The sequence below is a fragment of the Slackia piriformis YIT 12062 genome (assembly GCF_000296445.1).
GTDB classification, from domain to species: Bacteria; Actinomycetota; Coriobacteriia; order Coriobacteriales; family Eggerthellaceae; genus Slackia; species Slackia piriformis.
Window position 1 is genome coordinate 1027971 of the sequence record NZ_JH815198.1, and the last position, 21313, is coordinate 1049283.

Below are 21313 nucleotides of genomic sequence, written 5' to 3' on the forward strand. Positions count from 1 at the left end.
GCAGCAACGACGAGCAGCATCGCGCCGCACAACGACAGTGCGCATGAGCCTGGCGTAACGTGCTATTATAGGCAAATCTGTGTATAAAGAGAAAATGGCCTATGAAACTCCTTGTCATCATACCCGCTTACAACGAGGAAGACTCGATCGTCTCCACCATCGAAGAGCTCGAGCGCGAAGCGCCGGGGATAGACTACGTCATCGTGAACGACGGCTCCAAGGACAATACGAAAGCTCTTTGCCGCGAGCACGGATACACCATGCTCGACCTTCCCGTGAACATCGGATTAACAGGGGGCTTTCAGGCCGGCATGAAATATGCTCTACGAAACGGATACGACGCCGCCATCCAGTTCGATGCGGACGGGCAGCATATCCCTTCATACATTTCTTCCATGGTGCGCACCATGGAAGAAACGAAGGCGGACATCGTCATAGGATCGCGCTTCGTCACCGAAAGCAAGCCCGCCTCTCTCCGCATGCTGGGGTCGAACCTCATATCGACCATTATCAAAATCACCACAGGCGCCTCCATTAAAGACCCCACGTCGGGAATGAGGCTTTTCAGCCGTCCTATGATTGCATGTTTCAGCGAAAAGCCGGATTTCGGACCGGAGCCCGACTCCCTTGCATACCTGATACGCAAGGGAGCCCACGTCGAAGAAGTGCAGGTCAGCATGCGCGAGCGCGAAGCGGGCGAAAGCTATCTCACGCTCGGGCGCTCTATCGAATACATGGCACGAGCCTGTATTTCCATCCTCTTCGTCCAATGGTTCAGGAGCTAGCCCATGTCCATAACGCTAAGAATCGTCCTCATCATCGGCGCAATCCTGGTGCTTCTTTTCGTCATTCGAAAGATCAGGAAATCGAAATTCGAGGCTTCAGACGCCTTGTTCTGGCTCGCGTTCAGCGCCATTCTAGTACTGATAGCCATCGTGCCAGCCGTCTCCTACGCAGTATCAGACCTGCTCGGATTCGACTCTCCATCGAACTTCGTCTTTTTCGCCATCATCGCCATCCTGCTCTACCGCATGTTCTCCCTTACCACGAAAGTCAGCCTTTTGCGCAGAAAGGTTGATACGCTCGCGCAAGAAATCGCGCTCGACAGGCACGAACGCGATTCCGAGAAGAACAACGCAGCCTAACGACGGGCTCTCTCGCAGGCTTCGATAAAAGCATCGGCGGTATGCGCCCAGGAGAACCGATCCCTTACGCGTGCTGCGCATCGCTTCGCGCATTGCCTCGTATACGTTCGGTCGCTCGCCAGAAGGCGCAAGGCTTGCGCAATAGAGTCTGGAGACGCGTTTGCAAGCACGATTCCGCATGAATCGTCCGCCACGATTTCCCGCACTCCCCCCACGTCGGTGGCAACAGGCGCGACCCCGCAGCTCGCAGCCTCAAGCAGAGCGGTCGAAAAACCCTCCGACCTGCTCGGCAGGCAGAACGCATCGGCCTGAAGCTGCAAAGCCGCAACATCACCCCTATCGAGAGGTCCTACGAACTTCACGTTCTCAAGACCGCATTGCTCCACCATCCCGCGCAAAGGGCCGTCCCCCGCCATGACCAAAAGAGCCGCGACGCCTTCCTTCTCGAGCACCGACATGGCCTCGAGCAGCGACGCGACGCCTTTTTCGGGCGCAAGCCTGCCCACGAACGAAACCAGAAGCGCATCGCGGGCAACGCCGAGCTCCGCGCGAAAATCGCGAGAAGACGCCTGGGCCACGAAGGCGTCCGCATCGATGGAATTGCTCAGCAGCCCCTTCGCCTGAATACCGAAGGTGTGCAACCACGCAATGCCCTTGCCGGATACCGCATACGCATCGGGCGAATAACGCTTGACCAGCGCGGTTATCATATGCTCGTACGCCACAACGGCCTTATCCAACAATGCGTTGCCAAACGTAAGATACGCGGAACCGTGCTCGCACAGAACAGGACACAGGCCAAGACGCTTTGCCATCTTCAAACCGACAAGAGAGTGAAGGTAAAAGCGCGTATTCACCAAGATACCGTCATAGGAACGAGACGAGACTTCATTCAGCATGCGGCGAAAGGAGCCGTTGCGGCGCGGCACGGGCATACGCCCGCCAATAAGCTGAAAGCTTGGAAGCCTGAATACCTCGACGCCGGATTCGGTCACTTCGTATTCGGGAGCATCCGGCATAGCGCTTGCGACCACCACGACCTCGTGGCCCCTTCGCGCAAGTTCGCGCGCAAGATTGTCCGTGTAGAATTCCACGCCGCCAATATGAGGAAGAAACTGAGCTGAAAAGATCGCATACCGCTTACGCTCCATGGCGCTCCTCCTCACGCCATAGCGTACCGTCCCCGAAATCAATGAGCTGCGGAAGGTGGGTCCGCCTATCCTCGGGCGCAGGTAACGTGCGCCAGTCGCCATACATATTGCTCAAATGCGCTTCGTAATCGAGCGGCGCAGGCAAATCGTGCCCACAAAACGACACGGAAGACGTGCGGATCAGGCCGTCTACCGGACAAGAGCCCATCGGCGCCCATGCTAAGATCTTGCACTCGTTCGACTGCGGGACCGACGCATAACGCGCCCGTTCGGAACCTTGTGCGATGCGGGCCCTCGTAAAAAACGTCCTCACGAGAACATGGCACACACGGCATCCGAAACGTTCGACGGCGCCGAGAACACCCTTGTGAGGAACGGTGATCGTTTTCGCGTGATACAGGTATGAAAGAGATTGCCACAAGCACGAACGCTTCTGCTGGCGGCTACGCACGGCGGCATCTTCCGCAAGCGTATCGTAGGGAAATATATCGATGAAGATTCCCTGGCGATTGCCGGCCTCCGCGGTTTCTTTTGTGCGAAATTCCGTACCCGTCTTGCACACCTTTGCGAAGTGCCCCGCGAACGCTTCGTTGTTCTCGAACGTCTGCAGCTCGTAGCCGTCGGGCAAACCGTGTTGGGCGAGATTCACGAAGCAATCGTAGTCCTGACGCAACATCCCGATGTCTATATCGTCATCCCACGGAATGAATCCGCCGTGACGCGCCGCCCCGAGAAGCGTTCCCGCGTCCATAAACCATGAAATACCGTGAGTTTTGCAAAAATCCGAGACCGTAAGTAAAATCTCCAGCTCGATGGACTGGAGTTTTTTCAATGCCGCAGAATCCTCCACGCGGACGCTCCCCTTTCCTCAGCCCGCCAAAAGCAACCCCGCGACACGGATGGGCCGCACGGGCAAAGCCGTGCCTAAGCCGCCTCGATACCGCAGGAGCAAGGCGGCTTTGAGGCCGCCTTGTCAAAACGAAGAATAAGCATACACACCCTTGCGCAAAATGACGGCATTCCATAGCATGAACGACATGGAATTACTATGCATCTTCACCCCCACATACGAGCGGGCATTCTGCCTGCCGAACCTTTTCGAGAGCCTCAAGCAACAAAAGGCCCTTAACTTTCGATGGCTCATTGTGGACGACGGGTCTACCGACAATACTGAAGAAGTCGTCGAGAGCTTCATGGCAGCCAGCCCGTTTCCGATCGAGTACATCAAGCAAGAAAACGGCGGGAAGCAACGCGCTCACAATACCGGAGTGGCGCATTGCGAAAACGAGCTTTTCTTCTGCGTTGATTCAGACGACGTGCTTCCGCCGCATGTCACCGAAGAAATAGAACGCCAATGGAGCGATGCGGCAAGCGACCGAAGGATCGCCGGCCTTGTCGGCCTGTGCGGGGGGCGCGACGGAAAACCTCTTGGCACCTCTATGCCAAAAGGGGTAAGCACCCTAACGTTTTGGGACCTGTACTATAAATACGGTCACAAGGGCGACTCCGCCCCGATCTACAGGACGGAAATCCTGAAACAATTCCCCTTCGACGTAGAGCCTGGCGAGAAGTTCATCGCCGAACCCTATGTGTACCATCAGATAGACCAGCACTATTGCCTGCGCGTTGTCGACAAAATCCTCATGACGCGCGAATACCTTTCCGACGGCTACACGAGCAACGTTCGCAAGGTGACGAAAGAAAACCCGATCGGATACAAAAAGCTCAAGCTCATGTACATCAGATATTCCGATACGCTCTATCTACAGTTCTACAACTCAATCCTCTATCAGGTCGGATGCATTTTGAGCAACACAAAGCACGGATCGGCCGCTTCGCCGCATAGATTCGTCACGGCACTCGCCTGGCTTCCCGCCTACATCCTCGTCAAAACCGTCTATAGATAAGAGACTCCGATGCAACCAATCGCCTTAGACCAGGTAAAGCAAATCGAACTCGATATTCTTCGTGATATTGACGCCTTCTGCCGCAAGTGCAATCTGCGCTATCAGCTCAATTCCGGCACGCTGCTTGGGGCAATACGCCACCGAGGCTTCATTCCTTGGGACGACGACATCGATATAGCCATGCCGCGCGAAGACTACGAACGCTTCTTCGTCGAATACCCCCTCCATTCTTCGGGGAAATTCAAGCTGCTTTCCTATCGCGATAAAAGTTCGATCTATCCTTTCTTCAAGGTGGTCGACCCCCGCACTGTCGTATTCGAGAAGTACGTAAACCCACGCTACCAAACGGGTGTCTGGGTCGATATCTTCCCGCTTGACCTACTCCCCGCAAACGACAGGCCTTTCAAAACCTGCAATCGTTACCAGATGCTGTATGCGCTTGCAACGGCGAATCCAGAAACGGCAACGTCAGCCACTCGCAAACTCATCAAGAAGCTGACAACACCCCTTTTCGAGAGAATCGACATTTATGCCGCCGCAGCGAAGATGGACGAGGTCGCGCGCAATGCAGGAGACGAAGCCTGCACCGACCGCGGAATGCTCTTGTTCGGCTACGGGCCGCGCGAACGGCAGCCCTCTTCCGTGCTCGACTCCATCGAGGTGGAATTCGAAGGCGAGCCATTCTTTGCCCCGCGCGACTACGACGCATACCTGACGTCTCTTTACGACGACTATATGACCCTGCCACCTGTCGAGAAGCGGACAGCGCACGATTTCGAAGCCTACTGGAGACTTGATGGACGCGCCTAGTAAAAAGAAACCTGCCGAATTAAGCATCGGGCGCAACATGCTCTGGAATTCCGCTGGGTCGCTTACCTATCTTGCGCTGCAATGGGCCATCACCATCGTTATCGTGCGCCTGTCTTCAGGCTATGATGCAGCCGGCGTCCTTGCGCTTGCCATGACGGTGTTCAATATCTTTTCGCCCTTGGCGATATACCGCATGTATACCTACCAGGTATCCGATGTCAAACGCGAAAACACACTTGGCGAATACGCTACGTTTCGCATAATCACCTGTGCCGCCGCGTTCGCAGGATGCTTGGTCTATGCGGCGCTGACTTGCCCGAGCAGTACGTTCGTCGCCATCCTTCTCTATGCGCTTTTTAAAATCGCATCGCTGGTTATAGATGTCCTCCACGGCGAAGACCAGCTGAACATGCGCATGGATTACATAGGAAAATCCCTCATGCTCCAGGGCATTGGCACATTTGTCGTTTTTTGCACAGTACTCGCGTGTACCAGCTCCATCGAAGCGGCCATTGCAGGGATGCTTGTTGTGACGTGTATCGTGGGATTGGTTTACGACCTTCCTAGAACACGCATGTTTTCCCGGATAAAGCTGGGGATAGCCAAGGAGAAGGTCCTGCATCTGCTGGCCTACTGTCTGCCCATCGTTCTGGCGGCAATCGCTTGCGCGGTAGTGCCCTCGGTGCCGCGCCAATACCTCTCCATCCTAGGCGGTGACGCAGCGCTTGGCGTATACGCATCAGTAGCAGCTCCGGCAGCCGTCATCCAAATGGGCGCAAGCTATATTTACAACCCTTTGCTCAGCCTTTTTTCCCAACGTTATATCAGCGGCGACATAACGGGCTTTCGTAAGCTGTTCGGCCGTGCGCTTGCGGCGATTGCGGCACTTGGAATTGCAGGAATTGCGGGGTATATGTTGCTCGGCCCGTGGATTCTCCCTCTTGTATTTGGAGAAAGCATCTCTGCGCATCTTGACCTCATCCTGCCCGTCTCCGTCATGACGGCGGTTTCGGCATTGCTGTGGTTTGCAAACGACCTGCTTGTAACCATCCGCCAATTCAAAAACGCACTCATAGGCAATGTGATTTCGCTTGCCGTCACCATTCCCTCGTCGCTTTTCCTCGTACCGCTTTACGGAGGAAACGGCGTGAGCTTTTCGATCATTATCTCTTATCTTGCGGGAATTGCGAGCATGGTCGCCCTAAGCGCAATCGAACAGAAGCGCAAAAAGAAGTAGCTCGACCTACGCGCACTCGACATCGGAACGCATCGAATTCCTTCCCTGCGCAATCAAGAACAAGAACCAACCGACCAACACTCGGTCCTTGCTCCAACATCAGATTCCGAAACAAGGACGCCCTTGCTCTTGGCGTCTCTTTCGCGCTCAAGAGCAAGGGCGTCCTATTTTCATCATGCCGGACTTGACAATCACGGCAAGCATGCTCAATCGGTTATTATCGCGTCTTCCCAGGGACCCACTTGCCGCTGCCATCGACATAATATCCGTCAATCCAAGTGTCAACGGCCATGGAACCATCATTCGCAACGTAGTAGTCCCCGATCCAGCAGTTGCGCTCCATGACCCCCGAGGCTCTCATGTAATACCACTTCCCGTCAACGAGTTGCCAGCCAGTTAGCATGGCGCCGCAGGAACCGTCTGCCTTGTCATTGAGCAAATACCACGACCCATCGACAAAAATCCATCCGGAGCGCATGATGCCAGATTCGTTAAGGAAGTACCACAAACCACCATCTTTCTGCCAACCGGTCAGCATGGCGCCAAAGAATCCGTCGTGCTTCGTATTGAGAAAATACCAGTCTCCATTAATAAAGTTCCAGCCAGACTGCATGGCGCCGCTCCCGGCGAAGTAATACCACGTATCGCCCTCTAGCTGCCATCCCGTTAGCATGGAACCCTCATCGTCAAGAAGATACCAGGCGCCACCGACAGAAACCCATCCAGTAGCCATTCGGCCGCTTTCGGTGAAATAGTGCCATTTGCCTTGGATGGCAAGCCAACCGGTTTGCATTGCGCCTGAAGTATCGGAAAGCCAATACACGTCAGAGCCGACCTGAACGATACCCTTGGCCATAACGCCAGAGCGATCGAACCAGTACCATTTTCCGTCTATATATTCCCATCCATTTCGCATGGCGCCATCATTGGCAAGCCAGTACCATTCGCCGCCTTCAAGAAGCCAGCCCGTAGCCATGGCTCCGAAATAGCCATCATGCTCGGGGTTGAGGAAGTACCAGTGACCGTCAATGGAGGCCCATCCGCTCTGCATGACGCCCGATCCGTTCATATAGTACCAATGGCCAGCATCGGAAACCCAGCCAGTTACCATGGCGCAAGAGTCATCAAAGTAATACCACAAGCCGTCGACCTGGGCAAACGTGGAACGAGCGGCATTTCCGCTAGAACCGAACCAATACCAAGCACCCCCGATGCTCCTCCAATCGTTGGTGACATAAACGCCCTCTTCGGCATATTTCCACTCGGAGCCAGCCCTGACCCAACCGTCCTCTTTGAGCATGGACAGACAATCTTTGAGTTCGTTTCTGTACCGATTCTGCCAACCGGCGTGATACTGAGGTTGAGCCTTGTAAAACACGGCGACGTTGTCTACCACGTAATTGCACAATGTCGTAACGAACTCACGGTCGGTCATGGAGTTATTCAACCCGCAACCCGGCCAGTTGTAGCTGCTCTGCCATACTCCGTTCCAGTCATAGCCGTTAGTCCAGCCTCCGACGAACTTACGCCAGCCACCTGTACCGAAAAGATTAGACATTCCCCAGCACAGACCCTTTACGCAATCCGCACGATTGGAGATGTCGATTCCGCGACTTGCCAAATAATCTTCCGCAGGAAGGTAATAGTTAACGTACGCCCAGCCATCCTGAAGCGCCGCAAACTCGGAAGGATTCGCAGCGTATGCCGCATGCCATGCGGCATTAAGCTTGTTGCCCAGGTCGGTGAATTCACCGTTCTTGCGAATAGCGTTTTCATCTCGGAAATCAGCCGAAGAAACGCTGGCAAACTGGCCGAACATCAAATACGTAGCAGAGTCGTAGGCATAGCAAGCCAGCAAGAAATCCCTCAATCCGTAGCGGTGGTCGAACTGGTAGTAACCCAGCGCGTGATAGCCGTCTCCCCAGCTAAAACCCTGATCGTAATTGCAGCTGCTCTCGTACTTGGCAAAATACTTCATTTCATCCGAAAGATACATCGGGCTAATCGATGCGGCACGCTGGCTATCCGAGGACATCATAACGGCGGATTCATCGTCTTCTTCGTAGAAGTCGGCCTTGTTGTAGGATGGCACCTCTTCAGAGGATTCCGTCGTTTCTGCGAGCGTATAAGATTCGTTAGATGCTTCTCCATCGGTAGCATCGAGCTCATTGGACGAACCAGGCGCGTCGAGAGAACCCTCGCCAGACAAAGAGGACGAACTATTAGGTTCTTCCTCGTAAGTGGAGGATTCTTCTTCGATTTGGACCTCAGCACTATAAGGCGATGATGCCGCCTGGTCCAAATCAGATTCATCCTGCGCTACGGCAGGAACAACAGGAGCAAACAGCGAAAGCGAGAACGCAACGCTCGCAGCAAGAATTTTTGATGCAAGGTTCATAGAGCCCCTCTCTGCAAGATATCCAAAAGCGTAAAGACTAATTATGAATTATGAGCAAGAGGAATCGCAACAATTACGGAAATACACGAAACAACTTATAATCGACTCCTACTTTCTCCGCAGGCCTACCTATCCCAGAAAAACGCTCCTCGAAAAAAAGGGAAACAACAACGATGTTATCCAGGAGAACATTCATGAAACTACTCGGCGTCGGCACGGCGGCTATGTGCGCATCGGCCCTGACGGGATGCGCAAGCTCCGACGATGTGACTTGGACGGCAATATACGATGAATCCCTGGGGCTTCTTGCCGCAGGGCCGAACGAAGACGTCATCATGGGAAACGCTTGGATGTTCAGGGATAACGGGACAGTACAGCTGCAATTCGCGGCAGGCTCTATCCCCGTTCCTGCCGTCGAATCCGCCCGCATACAGGGCAACGATCTGCGCGTGACCATGGCATCGAGCGAGGGTCCCGCCACTATGGACCTCTGCCTGCACCAATTTATCCTCACACCGCCGCAAGGTGTTGACACGGGCGCCGTCGAATCCGTCACGCTCGTCGTCAACGGCGAAGAATACCCAGCAGAGCGGGCCGAAAACCTCATCATCCAAACCAGTCCATAGCAATGTCGGAAGCGTTCGGCTAATTCAGCCCAGAACCCGCATCCGGCAGCGCAAGACGCAGGTTCGAGCATCTCTTCCGGGAATTCGCGCCCTCGAACACATACTCCCATGTTTCGGCGAAAGCCCTTGATGGAAGCAGCGTATCGAGGAAATCCAAGAATCCCTGCAGGTCATCCTTATAGCGCCGCCTGAAAGCCCGAGCAAGATCAACCTTCTCCCCTTCCGAGCATTCGCCCTCCCTGTTGCTTAAGGCATGCTCCATATTCCGAGAAAAGTAGTACAGCGCATAAGGAACCGAACGCTTTTGATACGTCAATGACGACCTCCCCAAAAGCCTGCGCACCGACTTCTGTTTCATATGGTTCCTATCGAGAATATCGCCCCGATGTCCTTCATCGCAAGAAACCTCTTCATCGGGCACAAAGGCCGAATCCGTGTCGGTGATTTGGATGATGGCGCCAAGGTCTCTCCATGAAAGCCGTGGAGACGTTTGGCCCAAGTAATCGATTACGCTCTTACGCAAACGCTCGCCAACGTTGAAAGCAGCATCATCCGACGACCCGCGGCCGCCAATTCCCCACTGCGTCGTTATGTCTCCATGCATTATTTCGAAACGCACTTCGTTTTGCGCGGAAAACAATCGCGTAAGAATAAGACCCAGGGCAAGTTCTTCGGTCGGACCCTCCACGACAAACAGCAAAACCTTCTTCCTCGCCATAGCAGCTACCCGTCCAATTCCGCCATGGCCTGGCCGGCCTCGTAGAACGCGTTGTCTATTTCATATCGATTCGTCCCTCGATACATCGGCTCCTTCTGCCCGCCAAGCTCAAGATCGCGTAGATACACATCCCGCAAGTTATGGTTCGTCTTGATTCCGGTCATTGTGATGAAACGGTTGGAAGGGTTCGCGGTAGAGAAAACGACGGATTTCGCATTGAGCTTTTCGAGCGGATAGAGGTTATGGGCGGTGAAAAGAAGCTGACCCCTGGCATACTGTGACATGGTCTCAATGATTTGCCCGAGAAGGTATTCGAAAATACCCGAGTCAAGCTCGTCCACCGCAAGAAATGCAGACGGATTGTTGTAAACGCCCACAAGAAGATTCGTGATGGAAACAAGCTTTTTCACGCCTTCGGATTCACAACGCAGAGGTATTACCGCTTCGCCGCGCTTCGAAAGAACCTCGACGCGAACCCCCGTTGCGCCGTCTTCCATGGTTTCTCTTCCAAGGTCGTTCACCAACAGAGAAAACCCAGGAAGAAAAGAATCCAAGACCATATTGATTCCAGCGATTACCCCCTTGAAAGAAGCCACTCTCGATTCCTTCAAGACAGAAGGGGCGAGCAAATTCATCCGGAAATCGCTATGGGACCCGCCGCCGAGCATTGCGGAGTTCGACCTTATATGCAGGTAGTTAAGCACCACCTCCGCATGAGAAGACGTAGAAAGCACCACCATATTATCAATGGCGTTATACGCTATTTCGGGAACGAGAAAAATGTAAGGCTCAAGAATTCTGTGGAATGCAGACTCCGATCGCTTGGAAAGAAGCTCCATATCATCAGCCATCGAATTGTACAGAGACTCAATGCGGCTAAACACGGACTTCGAGAAAACCATCGACATATTACGCTCGTTGGCAAGATGAAGAGCCAGATCGAATTCCGACTGATCGCGCTTTCTGCCCGAGAACAGCGCCCCCCAGTTTCCGGAAGGGCTGCAGTCAAGACGGAGAAAATCTCGGCCCCTCCTCTCCACCCGCACATCCAAGATGACGGTTGCCGCGCGAGAGGAGGATGAATCCTTTGCTTTCAGGCGTTCGGCCGCAACGTAGAACCCGACGCCTTCGTCTCTCGCAACCTCGACTTCATACGACAGCAACCAAGGACCCCCGGACGTTTCGTTATCACCGCAATCGACGCCGCCGCCGGGAAGCACCCGCCCCTTGCTTTGATCCAGAAGAAACTCAAGCTCGATGCCGAAAGATTTCCCATCACACGGAAGGAAGTCGAACACCCGGGACGGCAACGCCTCCCCCGCCATGAGGCATTTGAGAACGCCCATGGCATCGATGACCGATGTTTTGCCCGATCCGTTCTGGCCGTAGATGCCTACGATGTCGGGGCCTTGCAAGCCTTCGGAAATCGTCTTCGAAAACGTGGGAAAGGCGATGGAGCCGTATTCGGTGTTTTTGAAATTCCTCAATACCACCCTGCCCATACGGATCATGGATATCACCTCTTGATTAAAATACGATGCAAATAGCGTTAATTCGGGAACTTTCTGTAACCGTTTTTACAACTCTATTAGAATAATACGCATTTTGAGAAATATGCTAATAGAAAAACCTAAATGGTTCGCAATATACGCCAGATCGGCCTCGAGCGCGCCATCCACCTCGGATACCGACCAAGCGTCTGAATTGTGTCAGATTCGAAATATGTCTGGGTAAATTCTCCGAAAGAGCCAAGAAGTACTATGCGTTCTTGACTCCCAAATCCTAAAAACATCAAAAGTATTAACAAGAGCTAATACTTTGCATAATTATTACTTAGCTTTTATTAATATTAATTATGATAGAAGGAAAGAGATGACCGAAAGGTCTGGTTCGATAACTAGAAAACAGCGGGTTTTGGTCGAATGGGGGAACGAACCATGAGCATTTCACCAACGGAAAGATTACCGTAATGGTGAAAAGGCATCGCGAAATACCCGACGAGATTGCAAAAAAGGATTCTGCGTCAGGCGGGCCTCAGATAATCGGGCACATCAGCAGTTTAGGAGAACGCCATGATATACATCCGAGAATTCGAGATTTACGAAAACGACGGTTTCTTTATCGCAGAACCGCTCGACATGGAAGGCGGCACGTTCGGAGAATCGTTCGAAGACGCCGTAAAGTCCGCTAGCAACTGGCTGCGCGAAACCGCACTCGATTCCATGGCGCACGGAAGGCTCATGCAAGGCGGAAGGCTCAACGGCACACCATCGCACGGAGGACGTGTGGTCGTCGTTTCGGTCGATTGCGACCTCTCCCGCACCGATGCCGTCACGGCGGCAGATGCGGCGCGCATGCTCGGCGTAAGCTCCGCTCGCGTGGCCCAGATGTGCGAATCGGGGAAGCTGACCTCTTGGAAAGAAGGAAGCAGGAGAATGGTCTTGCGCCAATCGATCGAAGCGCGCCTGGCCGAAAACCCCAAGCCAGGGCGTCCGAAACGTCCCGAAGCGATCGAGGGATAACCGGCGACCATATTCCGCGGCCTTTTTGCCACTTTTTTTCGTTTTCCTGGCAAAACCAAGGTCCAGAAGCCTCTTTCGCGGCCAATGCGCACCCATGAATCGGAGGAACGATCGGCACAGCCAGAACAACAAGCCCATGACCAGGTATTTTGCAAAAACTAGATTTGAATAGCGAAGCCGCACGCCAGGAAAACGAAAATAATTGCCATCTGCGACCCAAAAAGGGTCGCGCCACCTGTGGGCCGAAAGGGGTCGTGCCACGCGTGGCTCAAAAAAGGTCGGGCGCCTCCCAGAAGCCGCCCGACCCCACATTCTAACTACAGCTCTACGCCAAGCTCTGCTTTCACCAGGTCGAACGCTGCGGCGATGCATTTATCCATGTCGTAATACTTATAACCACCCAGGCGTCCCGCGAAGACCACGGATCCTTCCTGCTCGGCAAGCTCTTTGTACTGCGCGTACAGCGCTTCGTTCTTCTCGTTGTTGAGCGGATAGTACGGCTCGTCGCCCGGCGCCCAGTCGGCGGGATATTCGCGCGTGACGACGGTCTTCGGCTGGGTGCCGTACTCGAAGTGCTTATGCTCGATGATGCGGGTCCAAGGCACCTCGCGCTCGGTGTAGTTCACCACGGCAACGCCCTGGTGGTTTTCCTCTTCGAGGATTTCGCTCTCAAAGCGAAGCGAACGGTATTCCAGCGTGCCCAGTTTAAAGTCGTAGAACGCATCAACAGGGCCGCAGTAAATGGTGCGGTCCGCAATCTTGGGCTGCTCGGCAATAAGGTCTTTGTACTCGACGCCCAAGCGAACCTCCACGCCTTCGAGCATGCGCTCGACCATCTTAGTGTAGCCGCCCATGGGAATGCCCTGGAAGCGGTCGTTGAAGTAGTTGTTGTCATAGGTGAAACGGCACGGAAGGCGCTTGATAATGGATGCGGGCAGGTCTTTGCAGTCGCGGCCCCACTGCTTTTCCGTATAGCCCTTCACCAGCGCTTCGAAGATATCGCGACCGACCAGGGAAAGCGCCTGCTCTTCGAGGTTGGAGGGCTCGCCGATGCCCTCGGCAGCAATCTGCTCTGCAATCTTCGCCTTGGCCTGCGCAGGGGTTACGACGCCGTCCCACATCTTGGAGAAGGTGTTCATGTTGAACGGCATGTTGTACGTGGTTCCCTTGTACAGGGCAACGGGCGAGTTGACGTAGTTGTTGAACTCGGCGAACTGATTCACGTATTCCCACACGTTGACCAGGGAGGTGTGGAAGATATGGGCGCCGTACTTGTGCACGTTGATGCCCTCGACCTCTTCCGTGTAGATGTTGCCCGCAATATGGTCGCGGCGATCGATGACCAGGCAGGTCTTGCCGAGCTTGTGGGCTTCATGGGCGAAAACGGCGCCCGTCAGGCCTGCGCCGACAACAAGGTAATCGTAATGGGAATCGGACATGATTCGCTCCAATCGTGTAACGATGGCACGCGCGCCATACGCGCTTCATTCAAACCCGTTCATTATAACCGCTCGGCTTCGAGAAAACGAACGCTTCACACGGCGGGCACTTCTCAACCCCTCAGCAGAGGATGGAGGCGGAAAAGGAGAAAGGAAGGCAGAATCCCGGCATGCGCGCAAATGCAAAGGCGGCACCGATGAGACCGACGCCGCCTTATTGCGTAGCATCCCGCGGTTGGGCAATCAGCGATTTGAATCCAACTTGCTAGATGCGTTTTTCTACAAGCGCTATTTCACCGTGAGCACCGGAATGTCTGCCCCGTGCAGCACGCCGTAGCTCACGCTGCCGAGCATACCGCGCAAACCGCCCAGGCCGCGGCGACCCATGACGATCAGATCGGCATCGTGCTTCTTGGCGTAATAGACCAAAGCGTCCACGGCAGAAGGATCGGCGATCACATCGACGACGAGGGAATCGCCCATTTCGTCGATGACATCCTGCAGGCCTTCCTTCACGCGTTCGCGCGCGCGATCGACCACCTTGTTGAGCAGGCCCTGGTACTCTTCGCGGCCAAGCAGACCCAAAGGCACACCCTCAAGCGAGCTTCCGTCGAGATCCTTCTCGTTGATCAGGTCGGAAGGCATGACATGCACCGCGCGAACGCAGCATGCGCCGCCGGCAATAGCCGCCAAGTCTTTCGCGTACTCGAGCGCACGCTTCGCCTGCTCCGATCCGTCATAGGGAACCAAGATGGTTTCGAGCTTCATAGCTCCCCCTCTCATTCGCCGAGCGCACCGCCCGGATTCCGCAATGGTGCAACTTAAGAAAGCCGCTTTGTCATAGACCATGGTAGCGCTTCGTGCGCTCGACCGTAATGCCCGCAAGACGCAATCCCTTGCATTTATCACAGCTCTTTTCTGCGATAGACGCTCACCGCCACGCAGCAGCTTGCCGCATAGACGACAAGCGCCGCCGCCGCAAAGGCCACGCCACCCGCGACGAGGTTCGCATCGAGCCAGCCGCCGATGCGAACCAGCACGTCGGCGCCGCTGGGAAACTGCTTCAGAAGCGCTATGGAAACGGGAATGAGCATCACCATAACCACGGGAACGACGCGCATCGCCTTCGTAAGCCCGTAGCGCAGCGCAAACGGAAGGAAAAGGGCAACGACCGCCGTCATAAGGGAGAGCCCCATAAGCCCCGCGATGGCAAGCAGTCCTGGATCGAACTCGGAAGACAGGCTCGCGCGCATTCCCTCCTCCAAGGGAAGCAGCGGCGCCATGCCGCTTATCAGACACGCCAAAGCCCACCCCAGCAAGAACATGACGACCGAAGAAAGCAGCACGTTTGCATAGCGGCTGACGACAAGCTCGCAGCGAGAGATGGGCAGAGTCGCGCGGAAGCGCTCCCACCCGTTCATGGAGTCGTACGCGCAGAACGTGAACAGCATGAGAAACGGAGTCATAGCCGAGATGGCGGCCACCAGCGCGACCACGCTCTGCATGGAGATTCCCAAGACAGCCGCCACGACAACGTATATGACCGCCGATTGAGACAAGACGTTGCGGGCAGTGAGGAATTCGGAGAGAAACGCGGCCTTCATCGGATGTCCCCTTTCAAAACGAGCTGCATGTAGTCTTCGATACTCGCCTTGTCGCAGGCTATCTCGGGAAACTGCTGTGCGAAGGCGAAACGGTCGGCTACCAGCAGGTCCACTCCGTAGGCATTGCGCATGACGCGCAGCTCTCCCGGAGCGTATCGGCCGCTCGCCAGCACGCGCTCGTAATCCGCCGCGCGGCAGCGCCCGATGCCCGCCATGTCCGTTATCAGGTCTTTCTCCATATCGAACACGATGCGCCCGTTATCTATGCACGCCACGGTGTCGGCGATTTTCTCAAGGTCGGTAGTGATATGGCTCGACATGAGGATGCCGCGGCGCTCGTCTTTCATGTAATCGCGCAGCATATCGAGAATTTCATCGCGCGCCAGCGGGTCAAGTCCCGCCGTGGCCTCGTCAAGGATCAGAAGCTCGGGGTCGTGCGCCAGAGCGCACGCAAGCTGCAGCTTCATGCCCATGCCGCGCGAAAGGTCTTTGACCTTCTTCTTGGGATCGAGGGAAAACCTCCGCAGATAATCCGCAAAGCGCCCCGCATCCCAGGATGAATAACTGGCGGCCATGATGCGTCCCGCCATCTTGACGGACAGCTCGCCCACGTACGGGCAGGTGTCGAAAACGACGCCGATTCTCTCTTTCGCGCGGCGGCTCCTTTCCCCGTCCGCATTCATCCCGAACGGCTCCCCGAAAAGCTCGATGGAACCGGACTCGATCGACACCAGCCCGAGAATCGCCTTGATCGTGGTGGTCTTGCCCGCGCCGTTCGCCCCGACGAACCCGGTCACGCAGCCGCGCGGAACGCTCAGGTTCACATCGCGCAGCGCGAAATCGTCGCCGTAGTGCTTCGTGACGCCGGAAATACAAATCAAATCGCCCATGGCAGTACTTCCTTCGTATACAGTTGGGCCATCGCCCAGGAAATATCCTTGCATGCAGAAAGGCAGCCTCGTCGAAAAGCGCACGCCTGAGAAACGGGCGAAGCGGCAGGGCCAATCGGCTCATTCCGACTGAGAGACGGCATCAAGCATGTCTTTTACCTCGTCGAGGCCAAGACCGATGCCCTGCGCTTCCTGCACCGCACGTCCAAGCAGCTCTTCTATATGACGAAGACGCTCTTCGCGCAGAAGCTCCGTATTGCCGCCGGCGACGAAGCTGCCCTTACCTTGCACGGTCTCGATGAAGCCTTGCGCTTCGAGTTCGGCATAGGCGCGCTTCGTCGTAATAACGCTGATGCGAAGATCGCCCGCGAGCGAACGGATGGAAGGAAGCAAGGCCCCCTCCTCAAGCTCGCCCGAAAGAATAGCGTCTTTCATCTGCAACACGATCTGCTCATATATCGGCTTGCTGCTTGCATTGGAAATGACGATGTCCAACGAAACTCCCATCTCTCGCAAGGCGGTGCGCACCGCCTTATCGCGCTGCGCCCGGACGAAGCGCCCCTCGTCCGGGCGCGGTCCATGGATGCGTCGTCCGCAGACCAAGTGTATATACCCTATAAGTACAGTATATACACACCATATACAGTTGGCAAGATGGCCCGCTGCAAAAAAATCCCCGCTTCTCGACGTGCGAGAAACGGGGATTGCTTTGTCAGACGCAAAACGACGGATACAGCCACCTGCAATGTTCGGGCAAGTCATCGCGCAAAGACGACCCTGCAGCGATTCCGCACAGGTGCACAAGACCGGACGCGCCCGGCCTTGTAGAGACGCGCGTCCGACGCTGCCTACCCGAAAAGAGCGTCGGTAGACCGTTCGAAGCCTTCGTCCACAAGCAGAGGCCCGCCGCCATCCGCCGATCCGGTGGCAAGCTCGTCGCAGCGCTCGTTCTCAGGGTGGCCGGCGTGCCCCTTGACCCAATGAAACGTCACCTGGTGGTTCTTCTTCGCCTCCAGAAGACGCTTCCACAGATCGGCGTTTTTCACCGGTTCCTTCTTCGCGTTCTTCCACCCGCGCTTGAGCCATCCGTCCACCCAGTGCTGGTTGAACGCGTCCACGACGTACTTCGAATCGGAGTACAGATCGATCGTGCAGGGGCGGCGAAGGCACTCGAGCGCTACGATGACACCCAAAAGCTCCATGCGGTTATTGGTGGTGCGGCGAAATCCCTCCGTCAACTCCTTCACGTGAAGGTTTCCCGCAGGGTCCACATAGTGCATGACGGCGCCGTAGCCGCCAGGCCCGGGGTTGCCGCGTGCGGCACCGTCGGTGTAAATCGTCACGCGCATGGACTAGCGGCCTCCCTCTTCATCCCGGGAAGGTTGCGGCTGGGAAGTCTCCACGGACACATACGTCGGCCCGGGCTGCTGGACCGAAGGCGCAGGCTGTCGGGACGCATCCTGACAAGAAGGCTCTTGCCAGGAGCCGGGCTGCTGGGCCTTGTTCTCTGCGGCTTCGTCGGACTGAGAAACCCAGCCGTCGGAAGACAAGGGCGCAAGCGGAGTTCCGCACGTGGAGCAGAAACGTGCATTGCGGGCAAGCGTGCTCCCGCACACAGGACACGAATAGGAGACGGCCTCGGCCTTGAGGGCTTCGTTTTCTTGGGCGATGCGGTCGACCTCTTCTTTGATGCGGGCTATCTCGGCGTCGCATGCCGCCATATCGGCGAGAATTCGCTCGCGACCGACCGCCAGCGAAGGATTCGCCGCCACCGTCTCATACAGGCTCTCCCCCAATTCGGCCGCAAGATCGCGCCTCTTGCGCTGCTCCTCGCCCAGCTTGAACTTCAGATTCGTAGCGTTCGCGAAACGCCCCGCGGCATCGGCCCCCTTGCCGAGCATGGAGCTTACGTTATCCCAGATTCCCATGGCTATTCCTTCCTGCCTGCGTTCCAGGCGCGTTCATCGACCATCAAAGCCTCGTATGCGCGATAGGCCGCGCTGCGAGGAGAAATTTTGACCGAGCTTTCGGCTCCGTCTTCAAAGCGTCGCTCGAAACGTACCGGCTCCTCCATAAGCGCCGCGGCAGCAGAGCACCCGACGGCGAAGCCGGCAGCGTTCGCGAGCAGATAGGCCGCCTCGAAACCGACGGTGAAATCATGCCCGCCCACAGCAAGAACCGGCACTCCAAGCACGGTAGCCGCCACGATGCCGGCCACGAGCAACACGATGTAGTTCGCAAAGCTTTGCGCGGGCTTCGCAAGGTGCAGCAGGCATTCCCCCGCGACAAGCAGGACACCCGCGCCCGAAGACAAGAAATCGACCGCCACGACGCCGAAAAGCACACCCGCGTGCTCCAGAGCCAAAGCGCCCAGCGATATGACGACGACCAGCGGGACCGTAACGACAGGCAGCACGCTGCGCAGACGCGCAGCGAAAGGCCTGAGCACGGGAGGATGCTCGCAATACACCTGCTTAAGCCTCCCGTGAGGATGGCGCAACGAGCCCGCCTTCGCCTGCCTGCCCAACCCCGAAAGCTCGTCGCTTTTGACGATGCCCCAGGAAACGATGCCGATGACGGCAACAAGAATAAACAGTATGCCCATATGACAATTCCTTTTCGTGTTTTTAGAATGACACCGCCGCAGCTCCCAGCACGACGAACGCAATCGCACGGCAATCGACCGATTCGCGATCCATGCGGCAAATCTTAGCAAAACGGCATGATATGCTTAACGCGACAGAGAAGCACGCATGCAAAATGACGCGCTTCGCCATATTTCCTCTCAAAGGTGGACCCATGTATCAGATCAGCAATTTCACTGAAAACGACGACGTCAACGTCCTCGTCGAATTCGGCGCCTTCAAGGTCATCGAATGGAAGCGCGACTTGAGCGTCACCGAATCATCCGCCATCACCGCGTATTTCGCAAGCGAGATGAACGTACGACGTCGCCAGGTCATCTGCGACCTGAGCCAAGCCCCCATCACCGTGCAGGCAGGAGCCATGCAGTGGTCGGTCGGCAACGTCAACACCAACACCGGCGTGAAAGGCGCGGGCGATTTCTTCGGGAAAGCCTTGCGCGGAAGCGTGACCGGCGAATCGGCCATCAAACCCGAGTACGAAGGAACCGGTCTTTTGGTGCTCGAGCCCACGTATCGTTACATCATCGTGCTCGACGTGGCCGACTGGGGCAATTCCATCGTGCTCGACGACGGCTTGTTCCTGGCGTGCTATTCCAGTCTGCAGCACAAGGCGGTCATGCGCAGCAACATATCCTCCGCCGTGGCTGGCAACGAAGGGCTTTTCAACCTGGGAATCCAAGGTTATGGCGCACTGTGCCTGGAATCACCCTGCCCGAAAGAAGAGCTCATCGAAGTCACGCTTGACAACGACGAGCTCAAGGTGGACGGAAACATGGCACTGGCCTGGAGCGGATCGCTCAGCTTCACCGTGGAGCGATCAGGCAAGTCGCTCATCGGGTCGGCCGCTTCGGGCGAAGGCCTGGTGAACGTTTACCGAGGCACGGGCAAGGTCCTGCTCGCTCCCACGACGTACTAGAAAGCTCCGCCCCGGCCGGCTTTCCCGAAACGGCATGGAGCAAACGCGAATTCAGTGCAAGGGCGCCGACGCCATTCGGCGCCCTTTGCTGATTTACGCCTCTTCCGCCTTTTCGTCGGCGCGCCTCTTGCGCACGATGGTCGCGCGCTCGATTGCGAGCGTACGGATAGTGGCGACCGCGGGAACACCCAGGAACATGCCCAGCACGCCGAACAAGGCGCCGCCCACAAGCACGGCGGAAAACACCCAGATGCCCGGAAGGCCGACCGAAGCCCCCACCACGTTGGGATAAATCAGATGCGTCTCAAGCTGCTGCAAAACAACGAGGAAGACGATGAACCAGACAGCCTGCATGGGGTCGACCGTCAAAATCATGAGGAATCCGATCGCCCCGCCGAGCCATGCACCGAATACGGGAACCAGCGCCGTCAGGCCCACGCATGCTCCGATGGCCAGCGCGTAGGGCATTCCGAAAACGCCCATGCCGATGGCGCACAGCGTTCCGAGGATAACGGCTTCTATGCACTGCCCCGTGATGAAGCGGGAAAACGCCTGATTGGCCACATGCGCCGCACGACGCACCGAAGCAGCGGCAGAGGCGGGCATGAACAGGTCAAGAGCCGAATTCGCTCCTTTGACGACGCGCTCTTTATCGAGAAGGATGTACAGGCAAAACACCAGAGCCACCACGACCGCGAAAACGTTGTGAAGAATTGACCCCGCCGTTGAGAACACCGATTCGAGCATGGATACAACGCTCGAGGAATCCCCGCTCGAAAGGCTCGCCATCAGATCGGTGAAGCTCCGCTCCAGGCTTTCGAGGCTTGCGGAGTCTATGGAACCCATGATGGAATCGAGGTTCTGCGACGCCCAGCCGTAGAAATCCCCCGCCACCTTGGCGACACCCGTCTTGATGACGCCCGTGGACGCTTTCAGCTCCGGAAACACAAGGTTGACGATGACGGCGATAACGGCGCCGATAATGAGAAACGACCCGATGAGACACACGATACGCCGCGATGAGGCGACTATTTTCTTCGTCGAACGGGGGAAGTAGACGCGCTCGAGGCGCGCCATAATAAGATTCACAAGAAACGCGAACACGCATCCCAGAAGAAGCGGCATGACCGCGATCCACGCGAGTCCCAAAGCGGCGAACAGCTGGTCGGAATACTGCAGCGCCAACGCGGCGACGAAGAAAAGCCCCACACCAACGGCAACCGTTCGAATGGCGCGCATATCGAAATTGCGATTTTCTTCCCGATGCTTGTTCTCCATACGCTACCGCCCTTGCCACTACCCATG

Annotated in this window: 22 protein-coding genes; 8 read left to right on the forward strand and 14 right to left on the reverse strand. The window is 56.1% G+C overall.

Annotated features, from left to right (window positions below; genetic code table 11):
- The first annotated feature begins 101 nt into the window (after nt 1-101).
- Both HMPREF9451_RS04540 and HMPREF9451_RS04545 read left to right on the forward strand, forming a co-directional pair.
- A complete protein-coding gene (locus HMPREF9451_RS04540) occupies nt 102-785 on the forward strand; it encodes a glycosyltransferase family 2 protein (protein WP_009139127.1) in 684 nt (227 codons plus the stop codon).
- A 3-nt stretch (nt 786-788) separates the two neighbouring features.
- Nucleotides 789-1145 carry a DUF2304 domain-containing protein gene (locus HMPREF9451_RS04545; RefSeq protein ID WP_009139128.1) on the forward strand — a complete coding sequence of 119 codons (357 nt, stop codon included), beginning with the start codon at nt 789-791 and terminating at the stop codon, nt 1143-1145.
- Here HMPREF9451_RS04545 and HMPREF9451_RS04550 read toward each other — a convergent pair.
- Both HMPREF9451_RS04550 and HMPREF9451_RS04555 read right to left on the reverse strand, forming a co-directional pair.
- The gene (locus HMPREF9451_RS04550; protein WP_009139129.1) at nt 1142-2296 is read right to left on the reverse strand and encodes a glycosyltransferase family 4 protein; all 1155 of its coding nucleotides are present in this window, start codon (nt 2294-2296) and stop codon (nt 1142-1144) included. The two genes, HMPREF9451_RS04545 and HMPREF9451_RS04550, sit on opposite strands and share 4 nt — an antisense overlap.
- The gene (locus HMPREF9451_RS04555; protein WP_009139130.1) at nt 2286-3146 is read right to left on the reverse strand and encodes a LicD family protein; all 861 of its coding nucleotides are present in this window, start codon (nt 3144-3146) and stop codon (nt 2286-2288) included. Before HMPREF9451_RS04555 ends, HMPREF9451_RS04550 begins: the two co-directional genes overlap by 11 nt.
- Nucleotides 3147-3324: 178 nt before the next feature.
- On the opposite strand from HMPREF9451_RS04555, the gene HMPREF9451_RS04560 reads away from it, so the two are divergent.
- Genes HMPREF9451_RS04560 through HMPREF9451_RS04570 form a run of 3 tightly spaced genes read left to right on the forward strand, consistent with a single transcriptional unit; the run spans nt 3325 to nt 6250 of the window.
- On the forward strand, nt 3325-4203 hold the full coding sequence (locus tag HMPREF9451_RS04560; RefSeq protein WP_009139131.1) for a glycosyltransferase family 2 protein: 879 nt from the start codon (nt 3325-3327) through the stop codon (nt 4201-4203).
- Nucleotides 4204-4212: 9 nt separating this feature from the next.
- A complete protein-coding gene (locus HMPREF9451_RS04565) occupies nt 4213-5013 on the forward strand; it encodes a LicD family protein (RefSeq protein WP_009139132.1) in 801 nt (266 codons plus the stop codon).
- A gap of 37 nt (nt 5014-5050) precedes the next feature.
- Nucleotides 5051-6250, forward strand: a complete 1200-nt coding sequence (locus HMPREF9451_RS04570; protein WP_232204091.1) for a lipopolysaccharide biosynthesis protein — start codon at nt 5051-5053, stop codon at nt 6248-6250.
- Between the two features lie 217 nt (nt 6251-6467).
- On the opposite strand, the gene HMPREF9451_RS09405 is transcribed toward HMPREF9451_RS04570, so the two are convergent.
- Entirely contained in the window at nt 6468-8648 is a 2181-nt protein-coding gene (locus HMPREF9451_RS09405; protein ID WP_009139134.1) for a VgrG-related protein, read from the reverse strand.
- Nucleotides 8649-8821: 173 nt separating this feature from the next.
- On the opposite strand from HMPREF9451_RS09405, the gene HMPREF9451_RS04585 reads away from it, so the two are divergent.
- The gene (locus HMPREF9451_RS04585) at nt 8822-9274 is read left to right on the forward strand and encodes a twin-arginine translocation signal domain-containing protein (protein WP_040626046.1); all 453 of its coding nucleotides are present in this window, start codon (nt 8822-8824) and stop codon (nt 9272-9274) included.
- 19 nt (nt 9275-9293) lie between these two features.
- Here the strand turns inward: HMPREF9451_RS04585 and HMPREF9451_RS04590 are convergent, their stop codons facing one another.
- Nucleotides 9294-9992 (reverse strand): hypothetical protein, encoded by a 699-nt coding sequence (locus HMPREF9451_RS04590; protein WP_009139136.1) that lies wholly within the window; start codon nt 9990-9992, stop codon nt 9294-9296.
- Between the two features lie 5 nt (nt 9993-9997).
- Complete coding sequence (locus HMPREF9451_RS04595; RefSeq protein WP_009139137.1) at nt 9998-11503, reverse strand: AAA family ATPase; 1506 nt, start codon at nt 11501-11503, stop codon at nt 9998-10000.
- A 561-nt stretch (nt 11504-12064) separates the two neighbouring features.
- On the opposite strand from HMPREF9451_RS04595, the gene HMPREF9451_RS04600 reads away from it, so the two are divergent.
- Nucleotides 12065-12514, forward strand: coding sequence for a helix-turn-helix domain-containing protein (locus HMPREF9451_RS04600; protein WP_009139138.1), 450 nt, complete (start codon nt 12065-12067; stop codon nt 12512-12514).
- A 317-nt stretch (nt 12515-12831) separates the two neighbouring features.
- Here the strand turns inward: HMPREF9451_RS04600 and glf are convergent, their stop codons facing one another.
- The 8 genes from glf to HMPREF9451_RS04640 all read right to left on the reverse strand — a co-directional run bounded on the left by glf (nt 12832) and on the right by HMPREF9451_RS04640 (nt 19052).
- Entirely contained in the window at nt 12832-13953 is a 1122-nt protein-coding gene (gene glf / locus HMPREF9451_RS04605) for a UDP-galactopyranose mutase (protein WP_009139139.1), read from the reverse strand.
- 288 nt (nt 13954-14241) lie between these two features.
- Nucleotides 14242-14721, reverse strand: a complete 480-nt coding sequence (locus HMPREF9451_RS04610; protein ID WP_009139140.1) for a universal stress protein — start codon at nt 14719-14721, stop codon at nt 14242-14244.
- 137 nt (nt 14722-14858) lie between these two features.
- Entirely contained in the window at nt 14859-15557 is a 699-nt protein-coding gene (locus HMPREF9451_RS04615; protein ID WP_009139141.1) for an ABC-2 transporter permease, read from the reverse strand.
- Nucleotides 15554-16447 carry an ABC transporter ATP-binding protein gene (locus HMPREF9451_RS04620; RefSeq protein ID WP_009139142.1) on the reverse strand — a complete coding sequence of 298 codons (894 nt, stop codon included), beginning with the start codon at nt 16445-16447 and terminating at the stop codon, nt 15554-15556. The genes HMPREF9451_RS04615 and HMPREF9451_RS04620 overlap by 4 nt, the downstream gene beginning before the upstream one ends.
- A gap of 120 nt (nt 16448-16567) precedes the next feature.
- Complete coding sequence (locus HMPREF9451_RS04625) at nt 16568-16942, reverse strand: GntR family transcriptional regulator (RefSeq protein ID WP_040626505.1); 375 nt, start codon at nt 16940-16942, stop codon at nt 16568-16570.
- A gap of 353 nt (nt 16943-17295) precedes the next feature.
- Nucleotides 17296-17796 (reverse strand): ribonuclease HI, encoded by a 501-nt coding sequence (gene rnhA, locus HMPREF9451_RS04630; RefSeq protein ID WP_009139144.1) that lies wholly within the window; start codon nt 17794-17796, stop codon nt 17296-17298.
- Nucleotides 17797-17799: 3 nt separating this feature from the next.
- Nucleotides 17800-18375, reverse strand: coding sequence for a zinc ribbon domain-containing protein (locus HMPREF9451_RS04635; RefSeq protein WP_009139145.1), 576 nt, complete (start codon nt 18373-18375; stop codon nt 17800-17802).
- Nucleotides 18376-18377: 2 nt separating this feature from the next.
- Entirely contained in the window at nt 18378-19052 is a 675-nt protein-coding gene (locus HMPREF9451_RS04640; RefSeq protein WP_009139146.1) for a hypothetical protein, read from the reverse strand.
- A 194-nt stretch (nt 19053-19246) separates the two neighbouring features.
- Here HMPREF9451_RS04640 and HMPREF9451_RS04645 point away from each other — a divergent pair, with 194 nt between their 5' ends.
- Complete coding sequence (locus tag HMPREF9451_RS04645; RefSeq protein ID WP_009139148.1) at nt 19247-20008, forward strand: AIM24 family protein; 762 nt, start codon at nt 19247-19249, stop codon at nt 20006-20008.
- 93 nt (nt 20009-20101) lie between these two features.
- Here HMPREF9451_RS04645 and HMPREF9451_RS04650 read toward each other — a convergent pair whose 3' ends face one another.
- Nucleotides 20102-21286 (reverse strand): AI-2E family transporter, encoded by a 1185-nt coding sequence (locus HMPREF9451_RS04650; RefSeq protein ID WP_009139149.1) that lies wholly within the window; start codon nt 21284-21286, stop codon nt 20102-20104.
- Nucleotides 21287-21313: the final 27 nt, after the last annotated feature.

Excerpts from the sequence above, each read along its gene's own strand:
- HMPREF9451_RS04570 (WP_232204091.1), top strand. The coding sequence starts at position 5,051 with ATGCTCTGGAATTCCGCTGGGTCGCTTACCTATCTTGCGCTGCAATGG.
- HMPREF9451_RS04545 (WP_009139128.1), top strand. The coding sequence starts at position 789 with ATGTCCATAACGCTAAGAATCGTCCTCATCATCGGCGCAATCCTGGTG.
- HMPREF9451_RS04650 (WP_009139149.1), bottom strand. The coding sequence starts at position 21,286 with ATGGAGAACAAGCATCGGGAAGAAAATCGCAATTTCGATATGCGCGCC.
- rnhA (WP_009139144.1), bottom strand. The coding sequence starts at position 17,796 with ATGCGCGTGACGATTTACACCGACGGTGCCGCACGCGGCAACCCCGGG.
- HMPREF9451_RS04635 (WP_009139145.1), bottom strand. The coding sequence starts at position 18,375 with ATGGGAATCTGGGATAACGTAAGCTCCATGCTCGGCAAGGGGGCCGAT.
- HMPREF9451_RS04540 (WP_009139127.1), top strand. The coding sequence starts at position 102 with ATGAAACTCCTTGTCATCATACCCGCTTACAACGAGGAAGACTCGATC.
- HMPREF9451_RS04645 (WP_009139148.1), top strand. The coding sequence starts at position 19,247 with ATGTATCAGATCAGCAATTTCACTGAAAACGACGACGTCAACGTCCTC.
- HMPREF9451_RS04585 (WP_040626046.1), top strand. The coding sequence starts at position 8,822 with ATGTTATCCAGGAGAACATTCATGAAACTACTCGGCGTCGGCACGGCG.
- HMPREF9451_RS04595 (WP_009139137.1), bottom strand. The coding sequence starts at position 11,503 with ATGATCCGTATGGGCAGGGTGGTATTGAGGAATTTCAAAAACACCGAA.
- HMPREF9451_RS04560 (WP_009139131.1), top strand. The coding sequence starts at position 3,325 with ATGAACGACATGGAATTACTATGCATCTTCACCCCCACATACGAGCGG.
- HMPREF9451_RS04590 (WP_009139136.1), bottom strand. The coding sequence starts at position 9,992 with ATGGCGAGGAAGAAGGTTTTGCTGTTTGTCGTGGAGGGTCCGACCGAA.
- HMPREF9451_RS09405 (WP_009139134.1), bottom strand. The coding sequence starts at position 8,648 with ATGAACCTTGCATCAAAAATTCTTGCTGCGAGCGTTGCGTTCTCGCTT.
- HMPREF9451_RS04550 (WP_009139129.1), bottom strand. The coding sequence starts at position 2,296 with ATGGAGCGTAAGCGGTATGCGATCTTTTCAGCTCAGTTTCTTCCTCAT.
- HMPREF9451_RS04600 (WP_009139138.1), top strand. The coding sequence starts at position 12,065 with ATGATATACATCCGAGAATTCGAGATTTACGAAAACGACGGTTTCTTT.
- HMPREF9451_RS04565 (WP_009139132.1), top strand. The coding sequence starts at position 4,213 with ATGCAACCAATCGCCTTAGACCAGGTAAAGCAAATCGAACTCGATATT.
- HMPREF9451_RS04610 (WP_009139140.1), bottom strand. The coding sequence starts at position 14,721 with ATGAAGCTCGAAACCATCTTGGTTCCCTATGACGGATCGGAGCAGGCG.
- glf (WP_009139139.1), bottom strand. The coding sequence starts at position 13,953 with ATGTCCGATTCCCATTACGATTACCTTGTTGTCGGCGCAGGCCTGACG.
- HMPREF9451_RS04640 (WP_009139146.1), bottom strand. The coding sequence starts at position 19,052 with ATGGGCATACTGTTTATTCTTGTTGCCGTCATCGGCATCGTTTCCTGG.
- HMPREF9451_RS04615 (WP_009139141.1), bottom strand. The coding sequence starts at position 15,557 with ATGAAGGCCGCGTTTCTCTCCGAATTCCTCACTGCCCGCAACGTCTTG.
- HMPREF9451_RS04620 (WP_009139142.1), bottom strand. The coding sequence starts at position 16,447 with ATGGGCGATTTGATTTGTATTTCCGGCGTCACGAAGCACTACGGCGAC.